20 protein-coding genes and 1 riboswitch are annotated in these 25,950 nt (G+C 67.1%); of the genes, 11 read left to right on the top strand and 9 right to left on the bottom strand.

The features are described 5' to 3' along the window. Positions 1-4: 4 nt before the first annotated feature. From paaC to paaE, 3 genes are read left to right on the top strand one after another with little or no spacing between them, the layout of a single operon-like run. On the top strand, positions 5-772 hold the full coding sequence (paaC, locus tag J5M86_RS09650) for a 1,2-phenylacetyl-CoA epoxidase subunit PaaC (protein WP_244328307.1): 768 nt from the start codon (positions 5-7) through the stop codon (positions 770-772). Then, positions 769-1,263: a 1,2-phenylacetyl-CoA epoxidase subunit PaaD gene (gene paaD / locus J5M86_RS09645; protein WP_188060543.1), complete on the top strand. Its 495-nt coding sequence runs from the start codon at positions 769-771 to the stop codon at positions 1,261-1,263. The genes paaC and paaD overlap by 4 nt, the downstream gene beginning before the upstream one ends. After that, positions 1,260-2,372 (top strand): 1,2-phenylacetyl-CoA epoxidase subunit PaaE, encoded by a 1,113-nt coding sequence (paaE, locus tag J5M86_RS09640; protein WP_188060544.1) that lies wholly within the window; start codon positions 1,260-1,262, stop codon positions 2,370-2,372. The genes paaD and paaE overlap by 4 nt, the downstream gene beginning before the upstream one ends. A 202-nt stretch (positions 2,373-2,574) precedes the next feature. Here paaE and J5M86_RS09635 read toward each other — a convergent pair whose 3' ends face one another. From J5M86_RS09635 to J5M86_RS09625, 3 genes are read right to left on the bottom strand one after another with little or no spacing between them, the layout of a single operon-like run. Beyond that, positions 2,575-3,756, bottom strand: a complete 1,182-nt coding sequence (locus J5M86_RS09635; protein ID WP_188060545.1) for a phospholipid scramblase-related protein — start codon at positions 3,754-3,756, stop codon at positions 2,575-2,577. A gap of 45 nt (positions 3,757-3,801) precedes the next feature. Further along, positions 3,802-4,731, bottom strand: coding sequence for a dihydrofolate reductase (locus tag J5M86_RS09630; protein WP_188060546.1), 930 nt, complete (start codon positions 4,729-4,731; stop codon positions 3,802-3,804). Continuing rightward, on the bottom strand, positions 4,728-5,540 hold the full coding sequence (locus tag J5M86_RS09625; RefSeq protein ID WP_188060547.1) for a thymidylate synthase: 813 nt from the start codon (positions 5,538-5,540) through the stop codon (positions 4,728-4,730). The genes J5M86_RS09630 and J5M86_RS09625 overlap by 4 nt, the downstream gene beginning before the upstream one ends. Positions 5,541-5,729: 189 nt before the next feature. Here J5M86_RS09625 and dapA point away from each other — a divergent pair, with 189 nt between their 5' ends. Next, on the top strand, positions 5,730-6,617 hold the full coding sequence (dapA, locus tag J5M86_RS09620; RefSeq protein WP_188060548.1) for a 4-hydroxy-tetrahydrodipicolinate synthase: 888 nt from the start codon (positions 5,730-5,732) through the stop codon (positions 6,615-6,617). After that, on the top strand, positions 6,614-8,296 hold the full coding sequence (locus J5M86_RS09615) for a ribonuclease J (RefSeq protein ID WP_188060549.1): 1,683 nt from the start codon (positions 6,614-6,616) through the stop codon (positions 8,294-8,296). The genes dapA and J5M86_RS09615 overlap by 4 nt, the downstream gene beginning before the upstream one ends. Positions 8,297-8,305: 9 nt before the next feature. On the opposite strand, the gene J5M86_RS09610 is transcribed toward J5M86_RS09615, so the two are convergent. Genes J5M86_RS09610 through J5M86_RS09600 form a run of 3 tightly spaced genes read right to left on the bottom strand, consistent with a single transcriptional unit; the run spans position 8,306 to position 11,133 of the window. After that, positions 8,306-9,043, bottom strand: a complete 738-nt coding sequence (locus J5M86_RS09610; protein WP_188060550.1) for a hypothetical protein — start codon at positions 9,041-9,043, stop codon at positions 8,306-8,308. Continuing rightward, the gene (locus tag J5M86_RS09605; RefSeq protein ID WP_188060551.1) at positions 9,040-9,696 is read right to left on the bottom strand and encodes a SatD family protein; all 657 of its coding nucleotides are present in this window, start codon (positions 9,694-9,696) and stop codon (positions 9,040-9,042) included. The genes J5M86_RS09610 and J5M86_RS09605 overlap by 4 nt, the downstream gene beginning before the upstream one ends. A 60-nt stretch (positions 9,697-9,756) precedes the next feature. Beyond that, entirely contained in the window at positions 9,757-11,133 is a 1,377-nt protein-coding gene (locus J5M86_RS09600) for an aminotransferase class V-fold PLP-dependent enzyme (RefSeq protein ID WP_188060552.1), read from the bottom strand. Between the two features lie 64 nt (positions 11,134-11,197). Continuing rightward, a riboswitch (SAM riboswitch) is annotated at positions 11,198-11,312 on the bottom strand. A gap of 1,249 nt (positions 11,313-12,561) precedes the next feature. Between J5M86_RS09600 and J5M86_RS09595 the strand changes: the two genes are divergently transcribed. Both J5M86_RS09595 and J5M86_RS09590 read left to right on the top strand, forming a co-directional pair. Continuing rightward, entirely contained in the window at positions 12,562-15,291 is a 2,730-nt protein-coding gene (locus tag J5M86_RS09595) for a DNA translocase FtsK (protein WP_370587336.1), read from the top strand. Between the two features lie 83 nt (positions 15,292-15,374). Continuing rightward, on the top strand, positions 15,375-16,139 hold the full coding sequence (locus J5M86_RS09590) for a hypothetical protein (RefSeq protein WP_188060553.1): 765 nt from the start codon (positions 15,375-15,377) through the stop codon (positions 16,137-16,139). Positions 16,140-16,154: 15 nt separating this feature from the next. Here the strand turns inward: J5M86_RS09590 and J5M86_RS09585 are convergent, their stop codons facing one another. Further along, positions 16,155-17,339, bottom strand: a complete 1,185-nt coding sequence (locus J5M86_RS09585; RefSeq protein ID WP_188060554.1) for a dipeptidase — start codon at positions 17,337-17,339, stop codon at positions 16,155-16,157. A gap of 74 nt (positions 17,340-17,413) precedes the next feature. On the opposite strand from J5M86_RS09585, the gene rimO reads away from it, so the two are divergent. The 4 genes from rimO to J5M86_RS09565 all read left to right on the top strand — a co-directional run bounded on the left by rimO (position 17,414) and on the right by J5M86_RS09565 (position 20,457). Further along, on the top strand, positions 17,414-18,871 hold the full coding sequence (gene rimO, locus J5M86_RS09580) for a 30S ribosomal protein S12 methylthiotransferase RimO (protein WP_188060555.1): 1,458 nt from the start codon (positions 17,414-17,416) through the stop codon (positions 18,869-18,871). After that, a complete protein-coding gene (gene pgsA / locus J5M86_RS09575; RefSeq protein ID WP_188060556.1) occupies positions 18,868-19,551 on the top strand; it encodes a CDP-diacylglycerol--glycerol-3-phosphate 3-phosphatidyltransferase in 684 nt (227 codons plus the stop codon). The genes rimO and pgsA overlap by 4 nt, the downstream gene beginning before the upstream one ends. Next, entirely contained in the window at positions 19,538-20,020 is a 483-nt protein-coding gene (locus tag J5M86_RS09570) for a CinA family protein (protein ID WP_188060557.1), read from the top strand. Before pgsA ends, J5M86_RS09570 begins: the two co-directional genes overlap by 14 nt. A 140-nt stretch (positions 20,021-20,160) precedes the next feature. After that, entirely contained in the window at positions 20,161-20,457 is a 297-nt protein-coding gene (locus tag J5M86_RS09565) for a helix-turn-helix domain-containing protein (RefSeq protein WP_188060558.1), read from the top strand. Between the two features lie 37 nt (positions 20,458-20,494). On the opposite strand, the gene J5M86_RS09560 is transcribed toward J5M86_RS09565, so the two are convergent. Further along, positions 20,495-21,265, bottom strand: coding sequence for a DNA-formamidopyrimidine glycosylase family protein (locus tag J5M86_RS09560; RefSeq protein ID WP_188060559.1), 771 nt, complete (start codon positions 21,263-21,265; stop codon positions 20,495-20,497). A 9-nt stretch (positions 21,266-21,274) separates the two neighbouring features. After that, on the bottom strand, positions 21,275-25,921 hold the full coding sequence (locus J5M86_RS09555; protein WP_188060560.1) for an ATP-dependent helicase: 4,647 nt from the start codon (positions 25,919-25,921) through the stop codon (positions 21,275-21,277). Between the last annotated feature and the right edge of the window lie 29 nt (positions 25,922-25,950).

Genomic DNA, 25,950 nt, shown 5'->3' with positions numbered 1-25,950 from the left:
CGCTGTGACACAGACTGATTCGCGCACGTCTGACTACATCCTCGGGCTGGCTGACGATGCCCTGATCTACACCCAGCGCTTGGGCGAGTGGGTCTCGCGTGCCCCGCAGATCGAAGAGGACATGGCGCTGGGCAATATCGCCCTCGACCAGCTCGGTCAGGCGCGTGCACTACTCACCCGCGTCGGCGAACTCGACGGCACGGGTCGCGACGAGGACGCGCTGGCTTACCTGCGTGACGAGCGCGAGTTCCGCAATGTGCACCTCGTCGAGCGCCCCCGCGGCGACTTCGGCGAGGAGATGGCCCGACTGCTGTGGTTTGCCTCGTACCAGTTCGAGCTCTACTCCGCGCTGGTCGACAGCGACGACGAAGTGGTCGCGGGCGTCGCGCGCAAGGCGCTGAAAGAGGTGGCCTACCACCGCGACCATGCCGCCCAGTGGGTCTTGCGGTTGGGCGATGGCACCGACGAGTCGCATCGCCGCATGCAGGCCGGCCTGGAAGCCGTGGCGCCCTATGTCACCGAACTCTTCACCGACGACGATGCGTCGGTCGAGGCTGCCGAGCGCGGAGTGGGCGTCCTGCCTTCATCCCTGCGCGATGCCGCCACTGAGTTCGTCTGCACGGTGGTCGTCGAGGCGACTCTCGAATACGTCGACTCCGCGAAGTTCACCTCCCGCGACGGACGCATCGGCGTGCATTCAGAAGTAATGGGCTACCTGCTCGCCGAGATGCAACACATCCACCGGTCCCACGCCGACGCCACGCAGTGGTGACGACCACCGACCAGATCACCGAGTTGGAGCGGGCCGTCCGGTCGGTTCCTGACCCTGAGATCCCCGTGATCACTCTGGACGACCTGGGGGTCGTCCGCGAGTTCAGCGCCGACCCGCGCACGCGGGTGGTCCGCGTGGTGATGACGCCCACCTACAGCGGCTGCCCCGCGATGGAGGCGATGACGGCATCCGTGCAGGCGGTCATCGAGCGCCAGGGCTGGACGCCGCAGGTGCAGATCGTCCTCAACCCTGCGTGGACCACCGATTGGATGTCGCAGGAGGGGCGAAAAGCGTTGGCGCGATTCGGTATTGCCCCTCCCGGCCAGGCCTCAGGGCCGACCGCTGTGACGCTGGGCCGCCGGACGGTGAGTTGCCCGTTGTGTGGCAACCAGAAGTCGGAGGTCGTGTCGGAATTCGGCTCGACCGCCTGTAAGTCGCTCCGCCGTTGTCTTGATTGCCGCGAACCGTACGAGGAGTTCAAACCGCTGTGACCGGTCTCATTTCCACCCCGACCCGCCGCCGAGCGCAGTTCCACGAGTTGCGGGTGGCCGACGTCCAGCGACTCACGCCTGCGGCTGTGGCGATCACCTTCGAGGTGCCCGACGAGCTCGCCGGGGAGTTCTCCTTCGAGCCCGGGCAACATCTCACGCTGCGCCGCACGATCAACGGCGAGGACGCCCGGCGTTCTTACTCGATCTGCATGTCGCGGCCGGAAGCGTTGCGCCGCAAGGTGATTCGGGTCGGTTCGGCCGAGGTCGACGGTGGTCTGATGTCGACCTGGCTCAACCGTGAAGTGAAGGTCGGCGACACCATCGAGGTGATGTCGCCGCTCGGTTCGTTCACCACGCCGCCTTCCGAAACCAGCGCCCGGCACCACGTCGCCATCGCGGCCGGATCAGGCATCACGCCGGTGCTGTCGCTGCTGACCTCGGCGCTGGAGGAGGAGCCCGACTCCCGCGTGACGCTGGTCTACGGCAACCGGCGCACCGAGTCGATCATGTTCCTCGAGGAACTCGAAGACCTCAAGAACCAGTACCCCGGACGCGTGCACCTGATGCACGTCCTGTCACGCGAGCCGCAGGACGTCGAGTGGCTCAACGGACGCATCGACGCCGACAAGCTCGAACGCCTCTTCGGGTCGCTGCTACCGGTCGACACCGCCGATGAGTGGTACCTCTGCGGCCCCTTCCAGATGGTCGAGACTGCGTGGAAGTCATTGGCCGACAACGGTGTTGACGAATCACACGTGCACCACGAGATCTTCCACGTGGACGACGGCACCACCCCGCGCCAGCGCGTCGACGTCGACACCTCAGCTCCCGCCGAAGCGGTCATCACCGTCAATCTGGACGGCCGCACGACGCGCGTGGAGATGCCGACCAAGCAGGAGTCGATCCTCGACGCGACCCTGCGTGCTCGCCCCGATGCGCCGTTCTCGTGCACCGGCGGAGTGTGCGGCACCTGCCGTGCGCGTGTTGTGTCCGGCGAGGTGACGATGGACCGCAACTACGCCCTCGAGCCGGACGAGGTCGCTGCCGGGTTGGTGCTGGCCTGCCAGTCGCACCCGGTGACGGACGAGGTCACGATCACCTACGAGTGAGCGCGCCCAGCGTTCGTCCCTGGTCGGAAGCCGTACTTTTGTTCGTCAGGTTTCGTGAGTCGGCGATGCGGAGACCGTCCGGTGTGGATAATGCCAGCGATTGCACTTCACTCCGGGGGTAGAAACCCTGACGGGCTTGGGGTCAGCCGTTTGCTACCCGTAGTCCGGAGCTGACCGACCCGGGGTGATGGGGCTCCTGCCCTCAGCGGTCGTCCTGCTTCAACGCGGTGTCGATCGTGAGAGCGGCGGCCACGCACAGCGAGCGCAGCGGTTCGGGCAGGTCGTAATGGATGTTGACCGCGTAGTTGTCGGCAGTGGTGAACGTTGTGGTCAGCAAGCCCTCCCAGGTCTTGGTGACCCGGGCGATCTCGGTGCCCTGGTTGTCGAGCACCGCGAAGTTCCAGGCCCGCCAGTTCTCGGCGTTCAGTGAACCGACTTCCTGGCCGTTCGACTCCATGCCGAACTTGATCTTGCCGAACACGTTGCGCTGCACGAGCCGGCCGATCTCCCGGCCCTGGGCGTCCTGCACGATGACCGAAGACTTCATGAACTTGGCCGGCCGGGTCAGCTGCAGCAGCACCCGCCCATTGTTGTCACGCACCTCCAGGCGGTGGGTGAGGAACTGGTCGTAATTGGTCATGACCCGCAGCGCCTTGCGCATCGAGCTCTGACCGACCTGCACCACCGCGCCGAGGGTCGAGCCGTCCGCGCCGTACACGGTGTACTCGTTCGTCACCTCGATGATCTTGCGCTTCTGGCTGACGATGAGGGTCTTCTCGTTCATGACGTTGCGGCCGGCCTCCGCTTGCCGGTGCCCGGCCGGGCCACTCATCTGGCCGCCGAAGCTCTGGTCGCCGTAGCCCTGGGCGATGCTGTCGTTGAAGCGGTGCACCTGACCGGCAAAGCCCTGCGGGTTGGCGTCCTGCTGGAGGTAGCCGGGCTGCTGGTTACCGGGCTGCGGTGGTGCCTGCTGGGCCTGATTGCCCGCGTGCGGGTCCTGCGTCTGCATCGGTTGGGGCGGTTGCTGCCCCTGCGCTGCATATGGGTCGTGTTGCGGCAGGTTCGGGGAGTGCTGCTGGGCTTGTCCGGCGTACGGATCGTGCGGGGACGGGCTCGAGGAGTGTGGCTGCGATGCTGCGTAAGGATCGTGCTGAGCGGGCGGAGTGGAAGCGCTGGGCTGCGCTGGTGCAGCAGGAGCGCCGTTCCCATGGCCGGGAAGGCGCACTGCCCCACCGGAATTACCCGCAGAGTTTCCTTGAGGCGCAGGAGGTGCCGCCGCCGTGCCATCGGGGTTCGGCTTGGTGTAGTCGGTCCAGTTCGCGCCGTCCCAGAACCGCAGTGTGCGGGGGTCGCTCGGATCCGGACGCCAGCCTCGCTCACTCATGGCGACATCGTGCCACGTCACCGCAACGGTGCGAATGGACGCGGATCAGACGAATCCAGCCGGCGAACTGGCCGGTGCGAAGGCAGCGCGCACCAATGATCGGTGCAGCGGAATGATCGGGATACGGGCGCATTCCTCCTGGGTCAGCCAGGCGACTTCGGTGACCTCGTCCGACAGGGTCGCCTTACCGCTCACCACCGACGCACGGAAGCACACTCCGTAGACCTGGGTGAGGGCGTCGCCATCGCGCGATCGAATGGCGATGTCCGGGTCGGTGTAGGCCGCGAGCAGGCTGCTCACCTGCACCTGCAGGCCGACTTCCTCGTAGGCCTCGCGCACCGCTGCCTCGGCGAAGGTCTCACCCGGATCGACACCGCCGCCAGGCAGGCACCACAACGAGTTGTCTTCACGGCGCGACATGAGCAGGCGCTCGCCGTCCATGATGGCGACCGACGCACCGATCTTCTGGCGGGCACGGCGGCCCACTCGTTCACCCAGCTCGAGCGTGGCGCGCCGGCGAGTGCGTTCGTAGCTCACCCACGCGAAACCGTTCTGTTGGTCGCGGCTCGTCTCGCGCCAGTCGCCCGCGCTGAACGAGGGAAAGAAGGTGTCGCCGTCGACATCGCGATCAATCTCGGTGAGCAGGATCTGGTCGGCAAATGGCAGCGCCTGCTCGTAGATCTGGGCACCGCCGACGATGAAGACGTCGTCGTCGGCGACCAGCGCCATCGCGTGGTCGAAGGAACTGGCGGTCTCGACGCCGGGAGCGGTCCAGTCAGGCTGCCGGGTCACCACGATGGAGCGGCGGCCAGGCAGTGCGCCCATCGAGTCGAAGGTCTTGCGGCCCATGATCATCGGGTGACCCATGGTGGTGCGTTTGAAGTACTTCAGGTCTTCGGGCAGGTGCCAGGGCATGTCGCCGTTGCGGCCGATGGCGCCGTTGCGCGAGCGCGCTGCGATGAGGCTGATCGTCATACCGCGATCGGCGCCTTGATCGACGGGTCGGCGACATATCCCTCGAGGGTGATGTCTTCGAGCTCGAAGGCATCGATCTCGCGGCGCGCGGGGTTGAGGCGCAGCGTGGGTAGCTCCTTCGGCGTGCGCGTCAGTTGTTCGCGGGCCTGGTCGAGGTGGTTGGAGTAGAGATGTGCGTCGCCGAGCGTGTGCACGAAATCGCCGACTCCGAGGCCGGTCACCTGCGCCACCATGTGGGTGAGCAGAGCGTAGGAGGCGATGTTGAAGGGCACGCCCAGGAAGATGTCGGCCGAGCGTTGGTAGAGCTGGCAGGAGAGGCGTCGCACACCGTCGGCGTCCGGGGGAGCGACGTAGAACTGGAACATCGTGTGGCACGGCGGCAGCGCCATGTCGTCGACCTCGGCGACATTCCAAGCCGAGACGATGTGCCGGCGGGAGTCAGGGTTGACGCGGATCGCCTCGATCACCTTGGCGAGCTGGTCGATCTGCTCCCCGGACGGGCTCGGCCATGAACGCCACTGGTGTCCGTAGACCGGGCCGAGGTCGCCGTTCTCGTCAGCCCACTCGTCCCAGATCGTGATGCCGCGTTCGTGCAGCCACGCCACATTGGTGTCACCGCGTAGGAACCACAACAGTTCACCGAAGATCGAGCGCAGGTGCAGCTTCTTGGTGGTGAGCACCGGGAAGCCCTCGCGTAGATCGAAGCGCATCTGATGGCCGAACACCGAGAGGGTGCCGGTGCCGGTGCGGTCGTCCTTGCGGGCGCCGTCGTGCATCACCCGGTCGAGCAGGTCGAGGTATTGCTGCATGGATCCGGACGTTAGCAGCGGCGTCCGACAGCGTCCGCACGGTCCGGAGAGGCAGTGTGATGCAGGTCACATTATTTATCTGTAACGGACGAACGACCAGTTCGATGTACTCAGTGATCGCGTTGCCACCCGGACCCCCGAGCGGGTGGCAACGCGATCGTCATGTCCGCCACCGATAGCCTGGGATCCATGACCAACAACCCCTTCGGACGCATGATCACCGCGATGGTCACGCCGATGCACGACGACGGAAGCATCGACTACGACGGGGTGGCCGCCCTCGCCACGCACCTGGCCGACAACGGTCACGACGGGCTCGTGGTGAACGGCACGACCGGTGAATCGGCCACCACCACCGACGAAGAGAATGTCGCCACCGTCAGAGCCGTTGTCGATGCGGTCGGCGACCGGGTGCGGGTCACCGCCGGTGTCGGCACCAATGACACCGCCCATTCCGTGGCTGCTGCCACGGCGATGGTGGACGCCGGCGCACACAACGTGCTGGTCGTGACGCCCTACTACAACAAGCCTCCGCAGGCCGGCATCGTCGAGCACGTGCGCGCGATCGCGGCTGCGGCCGACGTCCCGGTGATGCTGTACGACATCCCTGGGCGTTCGGGAATCCCGTTGGAGCCCGACACGATTCGCCAGCTTGCCCAGATTCCGCAGGTGCGTGCGATGAAGGACGCCAAGGCCGATCTCTACGCCTCCAGTCAGCTGATGGCCGATACCGATTTGTTGTGGTTCTCCGGTGACGACGTGCTGGCGCTGCCGTGGCTGGCGATCGGTGCCGTCGGGCACGTCGCGGTCACCGGCCATGTCGCCGGTCCGCAGTTCGCCGCGATGATCGCCGCCGTCGACCGCGGCGACCTGGTCGAGGCGCGCCGCATCCACACCCAGCTCGTGCCGATCATGAACGCCATCATGACCGTCACCCAGGGCGTCATCATGGCCAAGGCCGCGCTGAAGATCCAGGGCGTGATCAAGTCAGACTTCTGCCGGCTGCCGCTGCTGCCGGCCACCGACGAACAGCGGACGATCGTCCGCGATGCACTCCACGAGGCAGGACTTTCATGAGCCACCCGCACCCCGAGCTCGGCACGCCGCCGGCACTGCCGAAGAACGGGGCGCGCATCGTCGCGCTGGGCGGGCTCGGCGAGGTCGGTCGCAACATGACCGTGCTGGAGTACGACGGCAAGTTGCTCGTCGTCGACTGCGGTGTGCTGTTCCCCGAGGACCACCCGGGCGTCGACCTGATCCTGCCCGACTTCGAATACATCCGTGACCGGCTCGACGACATCGTCGCGATCGTGCTCACCCACGGCCACGAAGACCACATCGGCGCCGTCCCCTACCTGCTGCGTCTGAAACCCGACATCCCGCTGATCGGCTCGACCCTCACGCTCGCGCTCATCGAGGCCAAGCTCAAGGAACACCGCATCACCCCGTACACGATGGCGGTGCGTGAAGGTGACCGCGAGGAGTTCGGCCCGTTCAACTGTGAGTTCGTCGCGGTCAACCACTCCATTCCCGATGCGCTCGCGGTCTTCGTCCGCACGCCCGCCGGATCGATCCTCATCACCGGCGACTTCAAGATGGACCAGCTCCCGCTGGACGGCCGCATCACCGACCTGCGTTCGTTCGCCCGCTTCGGGGAGGAAGGCGTCGATCTCTTCCTGACCGACTCCACCAACGCCGAAGTGCCCGGTTTCACCACCCCCGAGCGCGACATCGTCCCGGCCATCGAACGCGTCTTCGACAAGGCCGAGCGTCGCATCGTCGTCGCGTGCTTCTCCTCACACGTGCACCGCGTGCAACAGGTGCTGGACGCCGCCCGCAACCACGGTCGCAAGGTGGCCTTCGTCGGACGCTCGATGGTGCGCAACATGGGCATCGCCTCCGATCTGGGCTACCTGAACATTCCGCGGGGCCTCGTCGTCGATGCGAAGAAGCTCAATGACCTCCCCGACGACAAGGTGGTGCTGATCTGCACCGGCTCGCAGGGTGAGCCGATGGCGGCGCTGTCGCGGATGGCCAACGGCGATCACCAGATCGACATCGGCCCGGGCGACACCGTGTTGATGGCCAGCTCGCTCATCCCCGGCAACGAGAACGCCGTCTACCGGGTGATCAACGGGTTGATGCGTCGCGGCGCCAATGTCGTGCACAAGGGCAATGCGCTCGTGCACGTCTCCGGTCACGCCAGCGCGGGCGAACTGCTCTACTGCTACAACATCGTCCGCCCCAAGAACGTCATGCCGATCCACGGCGAATGGCGCCACCTGGTGGCCAACGGTGACCTGGCGATCCAGACCGGTGTGCCCGAGCGCAATGTACTCATCGCCGAGGACGGCGTGGTGGTCGACCTGATCGACGGTCAGGCCTCGATCGTCGGTGTGGTGCCGTGCGGGTATGTCTACGTCGACGGATCGACGGTGGGCGCCACCGACGAGACGATGCTTAAAGACCGCCGCATTTTGCGTGACGAAGGCTTCGTGACGATCATCGTCGTGCGCGACTCCTCGACCGGCAAGGTCGTCGCCGGCCCCGACATCCGCACCCGCGGCTTCGCCGAAGACACTGAAGTTTTCGACAAGGTGGTGCCCAAGATCGAGAACGCCCTGGAGGAGGCCCGACTCAAGGGCGTCAACGACACCCACCAGTTGCAGCAGGTGATCCGCCGCGCGGTTGGGGGGTATGTCGGCGGCAAGCTGCGTCGTCGTCCGATGATCATCCCGATCGTCATCGACGCCTGAGCGGCACGCTCACACCAGCGAATAGGCCGCCAATCCGCTCAGCGCCACCAGCCAGCTGACGAAGCTGCCGACGAGGAAGTACTCGGTGATTTCGTCGATGCCGACGCCGGTCACCGACTCACGCTCGTTGCGTTTGGCCTGCAACTCCGGAAAGCGGATCAGACCTTTGGCCGCGATCACCAAGCTCGCGGCGGTCACCTGCCCGGCCATGCCCAGGCCGAGGATGAACAGTCGCTCCATCGGGCCGAGCAGGCGTCCGCCGCGTAGTTCGTCCGAGGCCTGCGGGGCCGGGCCGGGTTTGATCGCACCGATGGCGCCGAGCACGAGCCGGACGATGGTGTTGCCGGTGGCCAGTTGCACGAGCACCAGACCGAAGGCCAGCAGTAGATGGTCGGGGTCGGCTCGTGTCACAGCCGGGAACGGACTGCCCCGCATCCAGTCGCCGAGCAGGCCGTCTGCACGACCGGCCCATCCACCACCGGCGAAGAGCACCAGCGTTGTGACGCCGAAGACCGCCAGGGCGAGCACTTCGCCGTCCGGACGCTGGTTGAGCAGGAGCCAGGTGACGGCACCAGCGGCCGCGAGCAACATCATGACGCCCGCGCCGGGGGAGTCATGGGCGGCGAGCACGGCAACAGCAGCAACTGCCAGCACTGCCGCGATGGGAGGGAGTGCTCGCGGGCGGGCAATGGTGCGGACGAGATCGGCCACGCCGATCGCGATGAGGAAGGCGGCGAGCGCGCTCATGTGATCTTCGCCAGTTCGTCGCCGGCCAGGAGCAGCAGATCGACACCGGCCTTGGCGCGCTGCGAGACCGCCGACGCGCTGATGCCTTCACGCTCGGCGATCGTTGTCTTGGTGTCGCCGTTCATGAGTGCCTCCAGGATGCGCTGCGATCGTTGGTCGAGCGTGCCCAACAGATGGTCTCGGGTGAGCAACGCTGCATTAACAGCATGCACGTCGGGTCCGACAACATCGGGTGCGCAGCGGTACGACGTCCGTACCAGCGAGGTGGCCGCCACTCGTTCGGCTGCAGCCGTCGCCTCGATCGCCTCCCGCGCCGCCCACCATCCCGGCCCGTCCTGGATGCCTTGCTCCGGGTCGAGTATCTCGGCGGCGCCCCACCCGATGCCGAACCGGAGTTCGGCTTCCGGCAACAACAGCAACCGCAGGCGCAGCGCTGCATCGAGCGCTGCCCCTACGGTCGGGTAGCTGCCTTGGAACTCATCGCCGACCTGCAGGCGCAGCGGTGAGACGAGCTCGGTGGTCTTGTTGTGGTCGTCCAGCACAGCGACGAGTCGATCGTGCAAGGTGCGGCGATCGGGCGTATTGCGCGAACCGATGACGTCGGCGATCAGCGCCGCCACCACAGCGGCTGGGGGAGCTTCAGACCGGCCCATATGAAGATCATAGCTTCAGATGATGAAAATGAAGCCATTTACTTACAGGTGCAGTCAAAGTCACCAGGGACGGGGCTCGGTGAGGTCACGAGGGTCGCCCTCGGCCACCCACGTGCCGTCCGCTGCTCGGTAGTAGCGCAGGGTCGGGCCTTGCTCGACGAGTTTGCGCACGCCGGACACCAGTCGGTCGACGTGGTGTGGAGCCGTCGCCAGGCCGAGCGAAGCTCGGATCGCGCTGCCGCCGACGACCTCGTCGCACAGGCGGTGGGCGCAGAACTTCCCGTCGCGCACCGCGATGCCGTATTCGTCAGCGAGCACCTGTGACACCAGCGACGGATCGACGCCGTCGACGGTGAAGCTCACCACGCCGACGTTGGGGCGGTCGGCTCCGAGCACCTGGACGATGTTCACGCCGTCGATCCCGGCCAGACCCTCACGCAAGCGGGAGTAGAGGGCGTGCTCCGTCGCCTCGATGGTCGCGCGGTGGCGTCGCAGTGCAGAGCAGGCGGAGGCCAGTGCGATGGCGCCGACTGCGTTCGGAGTGCCGCCCTCGTGGCGCGCCGGTCCGACATTCCAGTCGACGTCCTGCGCCCCGACGATTCGCGTGGCGCCCCCGGCGGGCAGGTACGGGGGAGCGGCGTCCAGCCAGTCGGAGCGTCCCACCAAGGCTCCGGCGCCGTAGGGCGCGTAGGCCTTGTGGCCGGAGAAAGCGACCCAGTCGACGCCGAGCTGCTGGAGGTTGACGCCGCGGTGAGGGGCGAGCTGGGCGGCGTCGAGCACGGTTCGCGCGCCGAATTGCCTTGCGACCGAAGCGAGCTCCTCGATCGGCCAGACCTCGCCGGTCACATTGCAGGCGCCGGTGAGGACGACGAGGGTGTTGCCGGACGGGGTCTGCGAAAGGGCCCGGGTGAGCAGGATGACCGCGTCGTCCGCGCTGCGTGGCACCCGCAGCGTCTGGGTGCGCTCGGCCGGCCATGGGAGCAGCGCCGCGTGGTGGGCAGAGTTCCAGGCAATCACCGATGCATCAGCCGGGAGGCAGTGCGCCAGCAGATTGAGGGCATCGGTGGTGTTGCGGGTGAAGACCACCTCGTCGTCGGCCCCGGCGCCCACGAATTCGCCGACCTCGGTGCGGGCCTGCTCGAACCACGCAGTGGTCAGCCGGCTGGTCCGCCCGGCGCCGCGGTGCACCGATCCGTACGTGCGGTGCACCGCCTCGACGGTTTCCTGCACGCTACGCAGGGCTGGCGTGGTGGCGCCGTGGTCGAAATCGGCCAGGTCGACGACCGTCCGGTGAACCGTCGGGACGCCGAGGTTCTCCCGGACGGTGACCGGTAGGCCGGCGTTGACGGAAGGGGAAGGGCGACGTAGGTCGGCGGGCACCAGGTGCAGCCGGCGCGCACTCGGCGCGGGGATGGTCGGGACGTCGGCAACAGACATGCTTCACACTCCGTGTCGGTCAGGGACCGACGACGAAGCCACCTCATCCAGGCGACCGCTCGGCGATCCGCGCTTGCCGAACCGCTTGAGCGGATCAGCCTGGTCGTCACCCGGAGCACCCCACCGCGGTGGAGGGTTGCCGCTCAGCAAGCCGGGGCTTGTCGCTGAGACTCTTGACCTGCGTTGACCTTGCCACAGGGATGTCCGAGGGAGCAAGCGTCGGAATCAAATCGCTCGCAGTTCGGAATGGCCCGAGAGCGGAGAGTTGCTGTCTTGAATGGTGAGATATAGGAGCTGGCACGCAAGTTGCAGCGACCCGACAGCCGCGCAGGCGCAGGCCTGGGCGCTCGCAACATAGCTGTGTGGCAACATGATTCGCGACTGCTGGCCGGGTTTGCAAGGTGAGGCGAGATGAAAATCACTTCGTCTGAACGCCTGTTCAACTCAACGCACCCACAGGATGGTCTCCGCTTCTCGCGGGTCATCGCCAGGGGTGGCCCTGATTCGCCTGAATGATCCAAGGAAGGGCTGCGGTACCCCGATGGCTGCACCGACGAATGTCTCCCGACGCTCAGTGGCGAAGGGTGCTGCTTGGGCTGCGCCCGTGTTGGCGGTTGGAGCATCGGCCCCCGTCCTCGCGGGCTCGACCCCGCCGCCGCCAAGTCTTTACGGGAATATCTGCGAGATCTTCTATGGCGCCGGAGGCGTTAATGCGCAGCGCATGCAGGTTTCATTGGGTATGTGCCGGGATTCGACGCCGTTCGCGACCGGAAGTATCACTAGAAACTATTACTTGTACACGTTCACCTTTGACCAGCCGGTCCCGAGCCCACTATTAGTTCCGGAACATGGTTCGGCAGTGATATACAGCAGAGCACGGATCAAAAAACGCTGACGGTGAAGGTATGGTTTAAGACCGTCCCCACCACGGCCGCGAACTCTTGCTATTGCGGGTCCATTGCGTTGCAGTGGGATGACTCGGCTTCATCGCTCTCCGCGCAGATCACACCCGAGGTGACCGTGAGCGTCGCTACTTCTTACAACGGCGGGAGCACGGTTGGCAGCTTGAATTGGAAGGTGCCGCGCAGATACGGATCCGCCACCGTACAGAATCTTCCTCACTACTTCGTCAGTAAAAGCGAAGTCCAGTCTGCTATCCGACAGTGAAGTACGCATCTTGGAATAGGACGAACTACACTGGTTGCGGAGTCAACCTCAGCGATACGTCCACGGTCTACCCGGACGGAACCTGCCGCTACGTCCAGGGCGACATCTGGTCAGCCGTCCGTAGCCACAGTGTGCTGATTTCCGCCACTATTGGCGGCGGTCGATAATCTTGGTTCCGCTTCCGCGGGTAAGGCCCTATTTGTTGAATCTCCACGGCGTGTGGTCCCTGTGACTGGTGTGACAAGCGGATAGGCTGCGCCGGTGGCCACCCGTCAGACCGCATCCAAGCCCTCCGCCCGCTCCAGTAGTGGGCGATCCCGTCCTGCTGCGAAGACCACCGCGAGCCGTCCACCGGCGCGTAAGCAGGCCGCCAGCGCCAAGGGCAAGCAGCCTGCTCGCAGCGGAGGCGGCTCGCCGTTACCGGTGCGCGCTCTACGTGGCACGTGGATGGGGGTCGCACATGTTGCCGGTGGCACGGCCCGTCGGGTCGGCTCCAGCGCCCGCGAACTCGAGCCCGAACTTCGTCGCGACGGAGTCGGCTTCACGTTGATCGCCGCTGCGATCGTCATTGCGGCGGTCGAATGGTGGGGCGTCGGAGGGATCTTCGGCACCGTTGTCCACACGATCGCTGCTGGCACGTTCGGTCTCATTGCGCTGGCCCTGCCGGTGGTGCTGCTCGCACTCGGCGCGCACATCCTGCGCACCCCGAAGGGGCACCACGCCACCAATCGCATCAGCATCGGCCTGGCCCTGCTGTCGTTCGCGATCTGTGGTCTCACCAGCATCGCCAAGGGCCTGCCGCCCACCCAGCCGCGCGAGGGCCTCGAAGCTGCCGGCGGGATGATCGGCTTCCTCGCCTCCAGCCCCACCGTCGCCGCAGTGACCACCTGGGGTGCAGTGCCGTTGCTGGCTCTGCTGGCACTTTTCAGCCTGCTCGTCATCACCGCGACACCGGTGCACCAGATCGGTGACCGCGTGCGGCACGTGCTCGATCGCCTCTTCTACGGCCGGTTGCTGGAAGAAGACGGCACCGATGGTCCGGTCGACGCCGTCGCTCTCGACCTGCACGGCGAACAGATCGACGGCGGACGCCGCAAGCCGCGCAGTCGTCGCCAACGCCGCGACGAGAACGGCGAACTGCTTGACGGCGACGAAGCCTTCGAGCAAGCCGCGGTCGTGGTGCCGAGCAAGGGCCGCGGCAGCCGTGCGAAGCCGGCCGTCCAAGACGAGAGGGCGAGCGAGGCCGCCGAGCAACTGGACCCGGGCGCGCGTCCCTCGTCCGACGAGACCGGTGGCAGGCACACCGTCGAGCCCAGGGCCAAGGGCGACTCGCCCGTCAAGGCGGCTCAGCTGCCGGGCGCACCGCCGGCCAAGCTCGAAGCGCCGCCAACCACGCCGCTCCCGCAGCGCACCGAGCAACTCCTGCTGGCCGGCGATGTCACCTACACCCTGCCCTCCAGCGACTTGTTGCAGCCCGGCCCGCCGCACAAGACCCGGTCTGCGGCCAACGACCGCGTGGTCGACGCGCTCGGGGGAGTCTTCGAGCAGTTCGACATCGACGCCCAGGTCACCGGGTTCACCCGCGGTCCGACCGTCACCCGTTACGAGGTCGAGCTCGGTTCGGGCACCAAGGTGGAGAAGGTCACGGCGCTGTCGAAGAACATCGCCTACGCCGTCGCGTCCGCCGATGTGCGCATCCTCAGCCCGATCCCCGGCAAGTCGGCGATCGGTATCGAGATCCCGAACACCGACCGCGAAACGGTCAGCCTCGGCGACGTGCTGCGCAGCCAGGCGGCTCGCGGCAACGACCACCCGATGGTCATGGGCGTCGGCAAGGACGTTGAGGGCGGTTATGTCATCGCCAACCTCGCCAAGATGCCGCACACCCTCGTCGCCGGTGCGACGGGCGCCGGTAAGTCGAGTTTCGTCAACTCGATGATCACCTCGATCATGATGCGCGCCACCCCCGACGAGGTGCGCATGGTGCTGGTCGACCCCAAGCGCGTCGAACTCACTGCCTACGAAGGCATTCCGCACCTCATCACGCCGATCATCACCAACCCCAAGAAGGCAGCCGAGGCGCTGCAGTGGGTGGTGCGCGAGATGGACACCCGCTACGACGACCTCGCCGCCTTCGGCTACAAGCACGTGGACGACTTCAACAAGGCGGTTCGTGCCGGCAAGGTGCAGGTGCCGCCCGGTTCGGAGCGCCAGCTCCAGCCCTATCCCTACCTGTTGGTGGTGGTTGACGAGTTGGCCGACCTGATGATGGTCGCTCCGCGCGACGTCGAGGAATCGATCGTCCGCATCACCCAGCTGGCGCGCGCCGCCGGCATCCACCTCGTACTCGCCACCCAGCGTCCGTCGGTCGACGTCGTCACCGGTCTGATCAAGGCCAACGTGCCCTCGCGTCTGGCCTTTGCCACCTCCTCGCTGTCGGACTCGCGCGTCGTGCTCGACCAGCCTGGCGCCGAGAAGCTCATCGGACAGGGAGACGCGTTGTTTCTGCCGATGGGTGCCAGCAAGCCGATGCGTGTGCAGGGCGCCTGGGTCAGTGAGTCCGAGGTCAAGCAGGTCGTCGAGTCGATCAAGTCGCAGGTCAAGCCCAACTATCGCGACGACGTCGCGGTCACAGTGCCCAAGAAGGAGATCGACGAGGACATCGGCGACGACCTCGACCTGCTGCTGCAGGCCGCCGAACTCGTCATCAACAGCCAGTTCGGCTCCACCTCGATGCTCCAGCGCAAGCTGCGCGTCGGATTCGCCAAGGCCGGACGCCTCATGGACCTCATGGAGTCGCGCGGCATCGTCGGGCCCTCGGAGGGCTCCAAGGCACGCGACGTGCTGGTCAAGCCGGACGACCTGCCTGACACCCTCGCCCGCCTGCGGGGTGACGAGGTGCCGGGCGATGGTGCCTACGACCAGGACCTCCCGGTCGAGGAGAGCTCCGGCGAGGACGCGTGGGATCTCACCGAGAACGGTCGAAGCTGAGGATCGTCGCGACCAACGGCGGTGCCGATGATGCGTAGGCTCGCAGGAGCAGGATCAGCGGCAACCTCGACGGAAGGCTCACCATGAGCGACCAACCGCGCAACGTGCGCGCGTGGAGCGATGATCGCGATCGCACCAGCGAGATGCCCACCGCAGCGTACGGACATGTCGGTGCCGATCGCACGGACGAGTTCCAGCGCTCCACGAGTCAGCCGAGCTCTTCGCAGGGCGCGGCCAGCGGTGCGGATCGTCCGAATTCCTATGCGGCTGCCCCTTCCCAGGGCGGCTATTCCCAGCACCGTCCGGGAGCGGGGCAGCCTTATCGGGTCGGCCAGGAGCCGGTGCCGACCGGTCCCATCGCCGGGCCTGGTGTACTGCGCCGGTATTCAGCCTTCCCGACAGCAGCCACGGCCGCGATCGTGAGCGCTCTGGTGGCCTTGGGAAGTTCGTTCGTCGCCAACCTCATCGACCCGCCGTCCGATGCATGGGCGAGTCTCGCGTGGCGCACCACCAACCTTTCGGGCACCGCCCCGCAGTACGCCTCGCGCACGACCGATATTGCCATCGCGGCCGCGGTGGTGGGCATCGTCGTCGGACTGCTGGTGCTGCTGGCCACCGTCGGCGCCAAGTGGTCGGCGTCCCGAGGGCTGGTCCTGCTGGCCACGTGGGGTGCCAGCTTCATCGGTGGCGTGCTCGCAGCAACTGCGGTGCTGTTCGTGGAGGCGTCGTCGATCCGCGCCGAAATGGTCAACGGCGCGATCGCCCAGGGAGCGCTCTGGGCCTTGGTGTTCGGCTGGATCGCCGGATTCGTTGCAGCCCTTGTGCGCCCCGGCCGCCGGGTCAACTGAGGCTCGTTCAGTCCGTCACTTCTCGACAGGATCGATGGTCGCCAACGACGGCGGACGCGTCTGCTGTTCCTGCGCAGCGACGGCCTCGACTTCACGCATGACACGCAGGATGTTTCCGCCGGCCACCTTCGCCAGATCCTCATCGCTCCAACCCAGTTCGGCGAGTTCGGCGAACAGAGCGGGATAGGTGGAGACGTCCTCCAAACCCTGCGGGAGGGCGTCGACGCCGTCGTAGTCGCCACCGACCCCGATGTGGTCGATGCCGACCGCTTCGCGCAGGTGGACGTAGTGCGCGACGACATCCGCGAGCGTGGCCACCGGCTTCGGAGTGCTCTTTGCCCGCTCGATGTTGAAGGCGGTGAAGGTGATGTGGTCTTTGGGGTCGACCCCGGCGGCGAGTGCCGCCTCGCGCGACTCGGCGCGCCAGTCAGCGCAGGCCTGCGACACGAAGTCGGGCACGAAGGTGGTCATGATGATGCCGTTGTTCGCGCGCAGCGTCTCCAGCACGTCGTCCGGTGCGTTGCGCGGGCTGGAGCAGACCGCGTAGGCGCTGGAGTGGGAGAAGATCACCGGTGCGGTGCTTGCTGCCAGGGCATCGCGCATGGTGTCGGCTGACACGTGCGAGAGGTCGACCATCATGCCGATGCGGTTCATCTCGCGTACGACCTCGACGCCGAAGTCGGACAGCCCGTTGTGCACCGGCACGTCGGTGGCGGAGTCGGCCCACGGGTTGTTGTCGTTGTGCGTGAGGGTCATGTAGCGCACCCCGAGCACGTAGAGCATGCGCAGCGACGCCAGTGAGCTGTCGATCGACTGGCCGCCCTCGGCGCCCAGGAGCGAGGCGATGCGTCCGGAGGCGAACACCCGCTCGACCTCGTCCGCGGTGCGGGCCAGGCCGAAGTCGTCGCTGTACCTCGCGACCATCTGGTGCACGGCATCGATCTGCTCGAGCGTGGCGGTGACGGCCTTGCCCTCCGGCAGGTTGGAGGGCACGAAGACCGACCAGAACTGCGCACCGACGCCGCCCCGCCGCAGGCGCGGGATGTCGGTGTGGCTGCGGGCGCCGAGCTCGGTGGCGATGTCGAGCTGGTCGAAGTCGTATCCGACGTCGGCCCGTGCCCGCCACGGCAGGTCGTTGTGCCCGTCGATCAGGGGATGGGTGCGCAGCAATTCGGCGATTCGTTCAGTGGTCGTCGACATACCAGCCATCGAATCACGACGCTCCCCGCAACGGTGTTCGGGTGGTGTCGCAGCAGGCAACTAGAGTGATCGTCATGAGTTCTCGCAGCGTGGCCGTGGTGACCCTCGGATGCGCTCGCAACGAGGTCGACTCCGAAGAACTCGCCGGACGCCTGTCGGCGCAGGGCTGGACCCTCGTCGACGACGCGGCGGCCGCCGATGTGGCCGTCATCAACACGTGCGGCTTCGTCGAGCAGGCCAAGAAAGACTCGATCGACGCCCTCCTCGAGGCCAACGACCTCAAGGATTCCGGTCGCACGCAGGCCGTCGTCGCGGTGGGCTGCCTCGCCGAGCGGTACGGCCAGCAACTGGCCGACCAACTGCCCGAAGCCGATGCCGTCCTGGGGTTCGACAGCTACCAGGACATGTCATCGCATCTCACCGCGATCCTGGCCGGGGAGAAGGTGGCCTCGCACGTCCCCGGTGACCGTCGCAAGCTGCTTCCGCTGTCGCCGGTCGATCGGCAGGGCAGCAGTGTGGCCACCCCTGGGCACGGCGACATCAGCGAGCCGTCCGACGTGTCTGTGGAATCGCCGGTCGCCGCGCCGCGAGTGATCCGTGCGCGACTCGACGGCCGTCCGTGGGCACCGCTGAAGATCGCCAGTGGGTGTGACCGCCGCTGTGCGTTCTGCGCGATCCCGATGTTCCGTGGCGCATTCGTCTCCCGCCGCCCGTCCGATGTCCTGGCCGAGGCCCGCTGGCTCGGTCAGCACGACGTGCGCGAGCTCTTCCTGGTGAGCGAGAACTCCACCTCGTACGGCAAAGACCTCGGCGATCTCCGTCTGCTCGACACGATGCTGCCCGAACTCGTTGCGGTCGAAGGTATTTCGCGGGTTCGCGTCTCCTACCTGCAGCCGGCCGAGATTCGCCCCGATCTGCTCGACGTCATGACCAACACCCCTGGCGTCGTGCCCTACTTCGACATCTCCTTCCAGCACGCCAGCGGGCCGCTCCTGCGCCGCATGCGCCGTTTCGGTGACTCCGAATCCTTCCTCGGTCTGCTTGAGCAGGTGCGTAGCCGCTCCCCGCAGGCCGGCGTGCGCTCCAATGTCATCGTCGGTTTCCCCGGTGAGACCGAGGACGACGTCGCGGTGCTGGCCGACTTCCTCACCCAGGCCCGGCTCGATGTCACCGGGGTTTTCGGTTACTCCGACGAGGACGGCACTGAAGCCGAAACCTACGGCGCCAAACTGCCCCAGGACGAGGTCGACGACCGGGTCGAGCACATCCGCGCGCTCGTCGAGGAGCTCAACCACCAGCGCGCCGCCGAGCGCATCGGCGAAACCGTCGAGGTGCTCATCGAGCAGGTCGAGGACGAGGAGACCGGTGAGGTCGAGATCCGCGGACGCGCCGGCCAACAGGGCCCGGACGTCGACGGCGAGACGGTGCTCAACTGGCCGGAGGCCGATGCTCTTCCGAAGATCGGCGACCTCGTCACCGCCCGGGTGATCGACACGATCGGCATCGACTGGGTCGCGGAGCCCACGTCATGACCGACCCGCGCCGGTCCGAGCCAGGGCGGGTGCGGCGCTCGGCCGACGGCACCCCGATCCGCATCCACGCTCCCGAGCTTCGACCCGACCCGGCCGACGTGCCCAGTCAGGACGTCAGCAACTGGAACATCGCCAATGTGCTGACGATGGCCCGCATCGGCCTGGTGCCCTTCTTCGGGTGGTTCCTGCTGCTGGACGGCGGCAACGACGACACGATGCGCCTCGTCGCCTTCGCGATCTTCTTCATCGCCTCGGTCACCGATCGCATCGACGGTGACCTGGCTCGCTCACGCGGCCTGGTGACCGACTTCGGCAAGATGATGGACCCCATCGCCGACAAGGCGCTCATGGGCATGGCGCTGGTCGGGCTCTCGCTCATCGACCGATTGCCGTGGTGGGTGACCATCGTCATTCTTGTGCGCGAGATCGGCGTGACTCTGTTGCGACTGTGGGTGATTCGCCACGGCGTGCTCCCGGCCAGCCGCGGCGGCAAGTTGAAGACGTTCCTGCAAGCGATTGCGATCGGGCTCTTCGTGTTGCCCTACGGCGGGGCCTTCGTCGTGATCGCCTGGGTGGTCATGGCGGCCGCACTGGTGATCACGGTGGCCACCGGAATCGACTACGTCTTCCGGGCGCTGGCTTTGCGCCGTCGTCCGGCAACCGGTGATGCTGCCCACTGAAGTGCGGCTGGTCGCCGAACTCACGCGCCGCGAAGAGACAGTGGCGACCGCCGAATCACTCACCGCCGGACTCGTGGCCGCGACGATCGCTTCGGTGCCCGGAGCCAGTGCGGTGCTGCGCGGCGGGGCGGTCACCTACGCCACCGACACCAAGATGGCGGTGCTCGGCGTGGACGAGGAGTTGCTCGCCGAGGGTGGACCAGTGCAGGCCGAAGTGGCAGAGCAGATGGCAGTCGGTGCGCGCCGGGTCTTCGGCGCTACCTACGGGGTGGCGACCACCGGTGTCGCCGGTCCTGACCCGCAAGGTGATGCGCCGGTGGGACGAGTGTTCATCGCGGTCGCTGCTGCATCCGGTGTGCGCTCCAGACAACTGCAGCTGGACGGTGACCGCGACCGGATCAGGCGGGCGACGATGCACGCCGTAATCGTGGAGTTGCTCGACGAGCTGTTTGCCGCCTCGTGGGAATGAGTGGATGCGGCGTCGTGTTGTCCCGCAGGTCGACACCGGATCGGTATTGCCGCGCGGTCGTCGGTGTCGACGGTTAGTGTTGGGGATGTCGCGTCCGACTAGCGCGTGTCCGTCAGTCGTCCAGCAGTCAGGAGAGGCCCTTGATCTTGCTTCGCCACGAGCTCGGGGACGTGCTGCGCGAGAAGCGGCTCCAGCAGGGTCGCACGTTGCGTGAGGTTTCCGCCGACGCCAAGGTGTCGCTCGGCTATCTGAGCGAGGTCGAGCGAGGCGAAAAGGAAGCATCCTCCGAACTGCTCGCCTCCATCTGTGAGGCACTCGACCTGCCGTTGTCGCAGACCCTCTCGCTGGTGTCGCAACGTATCGCCGACGCCGAAGGCATCGCAGTGCCAGTACCGCTGCCGATCGCGGCACATCGCGCGGTCGTCTCCGCGGCCTGACACCGCACCACGCCGAGCCCCCTCCGCCGGACGCTGGTCAGGCCGGAGCGCGCTGGCAGCCGGGGCAGAACGACAGGTCGCGCTGCTGCGGTGCCTCGCCGATCGGCGCCGTCCGGATGCGCGTGCCGCATCTGCCGCACGGCCACCCGCGGCGCCCGAAGACCTGGATGACCGGTTCATCAGTTGTGATCGCCGCGGCCAGCAATCGATGCGACGAAGTCATCACCGCCGCCAGTTGGTCCTGGCCGACATCGCCCAAGAGCTGCCAGGGGTTGAGGTGTTGTTCCCAGAGGGCTTCGGCCGTCCACATGGTGCCCAGGCCCGCAAGATTTCGTTGGTCGAGCAGGGCCGCGCCGATCTCCCGATCAGGAGTTTCGCACAGTCGCCGCATCGCTTCGGCAGCATTCCAATCAGCCCCTAGTAGGTCAGGGCCGAGGTGCCCGACCAGCGTGTGTTCGAGCTCGGTGCGCAGCAGGTCGAGCATGCCGAGCTTGCGCCCGATGCCGGCTGATGCCTCGGACGCAACGATCGCCCGGATGGTCGTCTCGCGCGCCACGCGTGGAGTGACGGCATCGGTTGGAACGACGCGCCACGTGCCGTCCATCCGAAGGTGTGAATGCAGCGTCCAGCCGCCCTCGATGCGGTGCAGGATGTGCTTGCCGCGCGGCACCACTTCAAGCGTCGTCCGGCCGCGTAGTTCGACCTCCGGCATGCGTCCCCACCGCAGGTCAACGCCCACAAGTTCTTTGCCGCGCAGGGCGCGGTCGAGGCGTCCGGCTGCCCGCCAGACAGCATCACCCTCAGGCATGACCGGCCTTCATCGGCGCAGTCGCAGACCCTTGGGCGTGGTGTGAAAACCGTTGCTCTGCAACGCAGCTGCCAACGGATGCTCGGAACTCAGAGCGCCGACGCCGTCGATCGTGTGCACCGTCAGGTCGGCCAACTGTCCGCTGCGGACGATGTGCGCGAGGGCACGAGCCGCGGCCTCGGCGTATTCGGGCGAATCGTTCCAGGTGAGTACCGAACGGCCGCCGCGCTCGATATAGGCGATCAGTTCGCCGCGCACGATTGCGACCAGCGATCCCGACTTGCGGCCTGGTTTGTGGCCGTTGTCGCCCTCCCGCTGGGGCCACGGCAGTGCTGCACCGTAGGCATTGGCCGGGTCGGTCGCAGCCAGCACCAGCGCGTTGTCGATCGGCGTTGCGGCAGGGGTGGTGTCCCACGGATTGCGTGGAGCGGGTTGCGCGGGAGGGCGCGCGCGCAGTCGATCGATCGCGCCAGAGCCCGCGAACTGCGCTGCACCCAACCCCTCGACGAAGTAGCCGCGCCGCACCCGTCCGCGTTCTTCGGCTGCGGCGAGCACCCGGTAGACCCCGGCGAAACCGCCGCGGATGTCTTCGGCGACGACGCTGCCACGCGTGACGACCCCGTACCGATCGAGCAGCACCTCGGCCGTTGCCAGCGACCGCTGAGTGGGGTCGACGCCGTCGAGCGAGGGTAGCTGCCACCAGCGTCCGACCATCGTCGGCGCGGTGACTGGGCGGATCGCCGACGCCGGCCCGGCCAGTGCGGTGCGCAGAGCGGCGCTGCGCCCGTAGCGTGAACGTCGAGGACCAGGCGTGCGACTGCGATGTGCAGTGCGTCCGCCGCCGAGGAGCGCTCGGACGGGTGCGAGGGTGTCGCCGGTGAGGCGTCCGGCCCACACGAGATCCCAGATCGCTTGTGCTGCATCGGTTTCGGAGGCGCCGACCGAGCTCTGAATTGCTCCGAACAGATGGGCGCCGCCGCCGTCGGTCGCAGCGAGCACATGCTCCTGCAGTTCGGTGAGGGTGGTGTCGTCCGGCGGGGCGAGCGTGGCATCCCATTGGTCGGCCAGGTGCAGGCTGATCCAGCCGTCGTTGCCCGGCGAGCTGGCGTTGCCCTGCCAGATCACTTCACCGCTCGACATGAGTTCGTCGAGCATCGAGGGGGTGTAACGCTCCACCCGCGCGGGGAGGATGAGCGACTCCAACGCCGAGGCAGGCACCCGGGCGCCCGCCAGCTGTTCCACTGCGCGCAACACGCCGTCGGTGCCGCGCTGGCCGGCGCCGATTCCCTGCCACGAAGGGAGGAACCCGGCGAAGTCGGGCGCTGCGACCGGTTCGACCTCTGACCGCAGGGCAGCAAGCGATCGGCGTTTGAGGACGCGCAGCACCTCTGCGTCGCAGTAGTCGACGCCGCCGTCGCTCTGACCGAGCGGGCGAAGTTCACCTTCGACCAGGCGTCCGCGGGCCACGAGACGGCGCAGCACGTCAAGTGCCACGGCGCGTCCGACCCCGAAGGCCTGCGCGACCTCGGTGGCGGTGAAGGGTCCGTGGGTGCGGGCATACCGGGCCACCAGGTCGGAGAGTGGATCCTCGACGGGTTCGAGGAAGGCGGCGGGCACCCCGGGCGGCAACGCGACACCGAGTGCATCGCGCAGATGTGCGGCGTCCTCGATGGCGGCGAAGCGATCGACATCGCTCCATCGCAACCGGATGATGCGGCGAGCCTCGACCAGTTCGCCGAGGCTGCCGTCGAGGTCGTCATCTGCGAGTTCTTCGATGGTGCGCCGGCGGATCTCATGTCGGCTGAGGGGCCCGAGCGATCGCAGCAGGTCGGCGATGTCATCGCTGTGGCGTGCCCGTCGGTTGGGTGAAAGCCGTTGCAGGTCATCGGTTGTGCTCGTGACGACCTCGGCATCGAGCAGATCGCGCAGCGCCGCACCTTCGCCGTGCCCCAGCAGGTCGGCCAGCAACGAAGGATCGAGTGCCAGCGCGGCGGCGCGGCGCTCGGCCAGTGGGGAATCGCCCTCGTAGAGGAATTGCGCGATGTAGCCGAACAGCAGACTCTTGGCGAACGGGGACGCGGTGGGGGTGTCGACCGTGACGGTACGCACCTCGCGCGACTGGATCTCGCGCATGAGCGTCGTGAGGCCCGGAACGTCGAAGACGTCCTGGACGCACTCGCGCACGGCTTCCAGCACGATCGGGAAGGACGGGTACTGACTGGCCACCTCGAGCAGCTGCGCCGAGCGCTGCCGTTGCTGCCACAACGCCTGTCGTTTGCCGGGATGGCGCCGCGGCAGCAACAGGGCCCGCGCCGCACACTCACGGAAGCGTGATGCGAACAGTGGCGATCCACCGATCTGAGCGGTGACCATGGCCGCCACTTCGTCGGGGTCGAGCACCAGCAGCGCGCTGAGATCGTCGGTGGGCGACATGCCTTCTTCAAGGTCCATGTCGAGCAGGCGGAGGACGATGCCGTCGTCGGCGTGCATCGCCTGCACTTCCACGCCGTACCGCTCCCGCATCCGGGCCGCGATGCACAGCGCCCAGGGAGCGTGCACGGGTGCGCCGAAGGGGGAGTGGATGACCACCCGCCAGTCGCCGAGCTCGTCCCGGAAGCGTTCGACGACAACGGTTTTGTCGGACGGCAGATGACCGGTGGCTTCCTGCTGCTCGCGGACGTAGGTCAGCAGGTTGTCGGTGGCCCAGGTGTCGAGGCCGGCAGCTGCGACGCGCTCGCGCGCCTGCTCGTCGGGTAGACCGCTGACGTCGCGGATGAAGCGCCCGACGGCTTGGCCGAGTTCGAGGGGGCGACCGAGGGAGTCGCCACGCCAGAAGGGCAGCTTTCCGGGTTGGCCGGGCGCGGGAGTGACCAGCACCTGGTCGTGGGTGATGTCCTCGATGCGCCAGCTGCTGGTGCCGAGTGTGAAGACGTCGCCGACTCGCGACTCGTAGACCATCTCCTCATCGAGTTCGCCGACCCGGCGGCCGGGCCCTTCGCCGGAGGCGAGGAAGACGCCGTAGAGGCCTCGATCAGGAATGGTGCCACCGCTGATCACCGCGAGTTGCTGAGCACCTCGCCGCGCACTGAGGGTGTCGGTGGCGCGATCCCAGACGATGCGCGGGCGCAGTTCGCTGAAATCGGTGCTCGGGTAGCGACCGGCGAGCATGTCGAGGACGGCCTCGAGCGCAGTGCGGGGGAGCGCTGCGAAGGAGGCCGAGCGGCGCACGAGGTGTTCGAGATCGTCGACGCTCCAGTCGTCCATCGCGCACATTGCAACGATCTGCTGGGCGAGCACGTCGAGCGGGTTGGCGGGGATGCGCAGCTGTTCGATGGTGCCGGCGCGCATGCCCTCGACGACCACCGCGGTCTGCACGAGGTCGCCGCGGTACTTCGGGAAGAGCACGCCGTGTGAGACGGCACCCACTTGGTGGCCGGCGCGGCCGACGCGCTGCAGGCCGCTGGCGACGCTCGGTGGTGATTCGACCTGCACGACGAGGTCGACCGCACCCATGTCTATGCCGAGTTCGAGGGAGGACGTGGCGACGACCGCAGGCAACCGACCGGCTTTGAGGGCATCCTCGATCTCGCCCCGTTGCTCTTTGCTCACCGAGCCGTGGTGGGCGCGGGCCAGGATCGGCGCGGCACCGTGACTGATGCCCGCCTGGGCCATCACCTGGGCAGGCGAGCGGGAATCTGCCCGGGGGTCTTCTGCTTCTTCGAGTCGCTCTGACCAAATCTCATTGAGGCGGGCGGTCAGGCGCTCGGCCAGGCGTCGGGAGTTTGCGAAGACGAGCGTCGAGCGGTGCCCGGCGATGAGGTCGACGATGCGTTCCTCCACGTGTGGCCACACCGATGCCGCTCGGGCCGGATCGTCGGAGCTGGGGCCGGTCAGGTCGGTGGGCGCACTGCCGAGATCGGCGAGATCGGGCACCGGCACCACGACTTCGAGATCCCACTGCTTCTGCGAGGGCGGCTGGACGATCGTCACCGGACGCCCACCGCTCAGGTAGCGGCCGACCTCCTCGACCGGGCGCACCGTGGCCGAGAGCCCGATGCGTTGAGCGGGCTTGGGCAGCAGGGCATCGAGCCGATCGAGCGAGACCCCCAGGTGCGCGCCGCGTTTGCTGCCGGCGACCGCGTGCACCTCGTCGATGATCACGGTCTCGACACCGCGCAGTGCCTCACGGGCCGCCGAGGTGAGCAGCAGGAAGAGCGACTCGGGCGTGGTGATCAGGATGTCGGTGGGTTTGCGGGCGAAGGCGCGACGGTCGGCCGCCGCGGTGTCACCGGATCGCACCGACACCGACACGTCCAACGGCGGTAGACCGAGTCGTGCGGCAGCGTGACCGATGCCGACCAGTGGAGCGCGCAGGTTGCGTTCGACGTCGACCGCGAGCGCCTTCATCGGCGAGATGTAGAGCACCCGGCAGCGCTCCATCGGATCTTCCGGCGGAGGCGTCGAGGTCATGCGATCGATCGCCCACAGGAATGCCGACAAGGTCTTGCCCGAACCCGTGGGTGCGACGACGACGGTGTGCTGGCCCGAGCTGATCGCCTCCCAAGCGCCTTCTTGGGCGGTCGTCGGCGCGCTGAACGACCCCTCGAACCACGCACGGGTGGCAGGGGAGAAGCGCTCAGTGATCGGGGTGGTCATCGCTACTCAGCATCGCACGCAGGACCGAC

Origin of the sequence: Yimella sp. cx-51 (assembly GCF_017654605.1) — a bacterium.
GTDB lineage: Bacteria > Actinomycetota > Actinomycetes > Actinomycetales > Dermatophilaceae > Yimella.
Note: the sequence above shows the minus strand (reverse complement) of the source record. Positions and strands in the feature narration are given on the sequence as shown.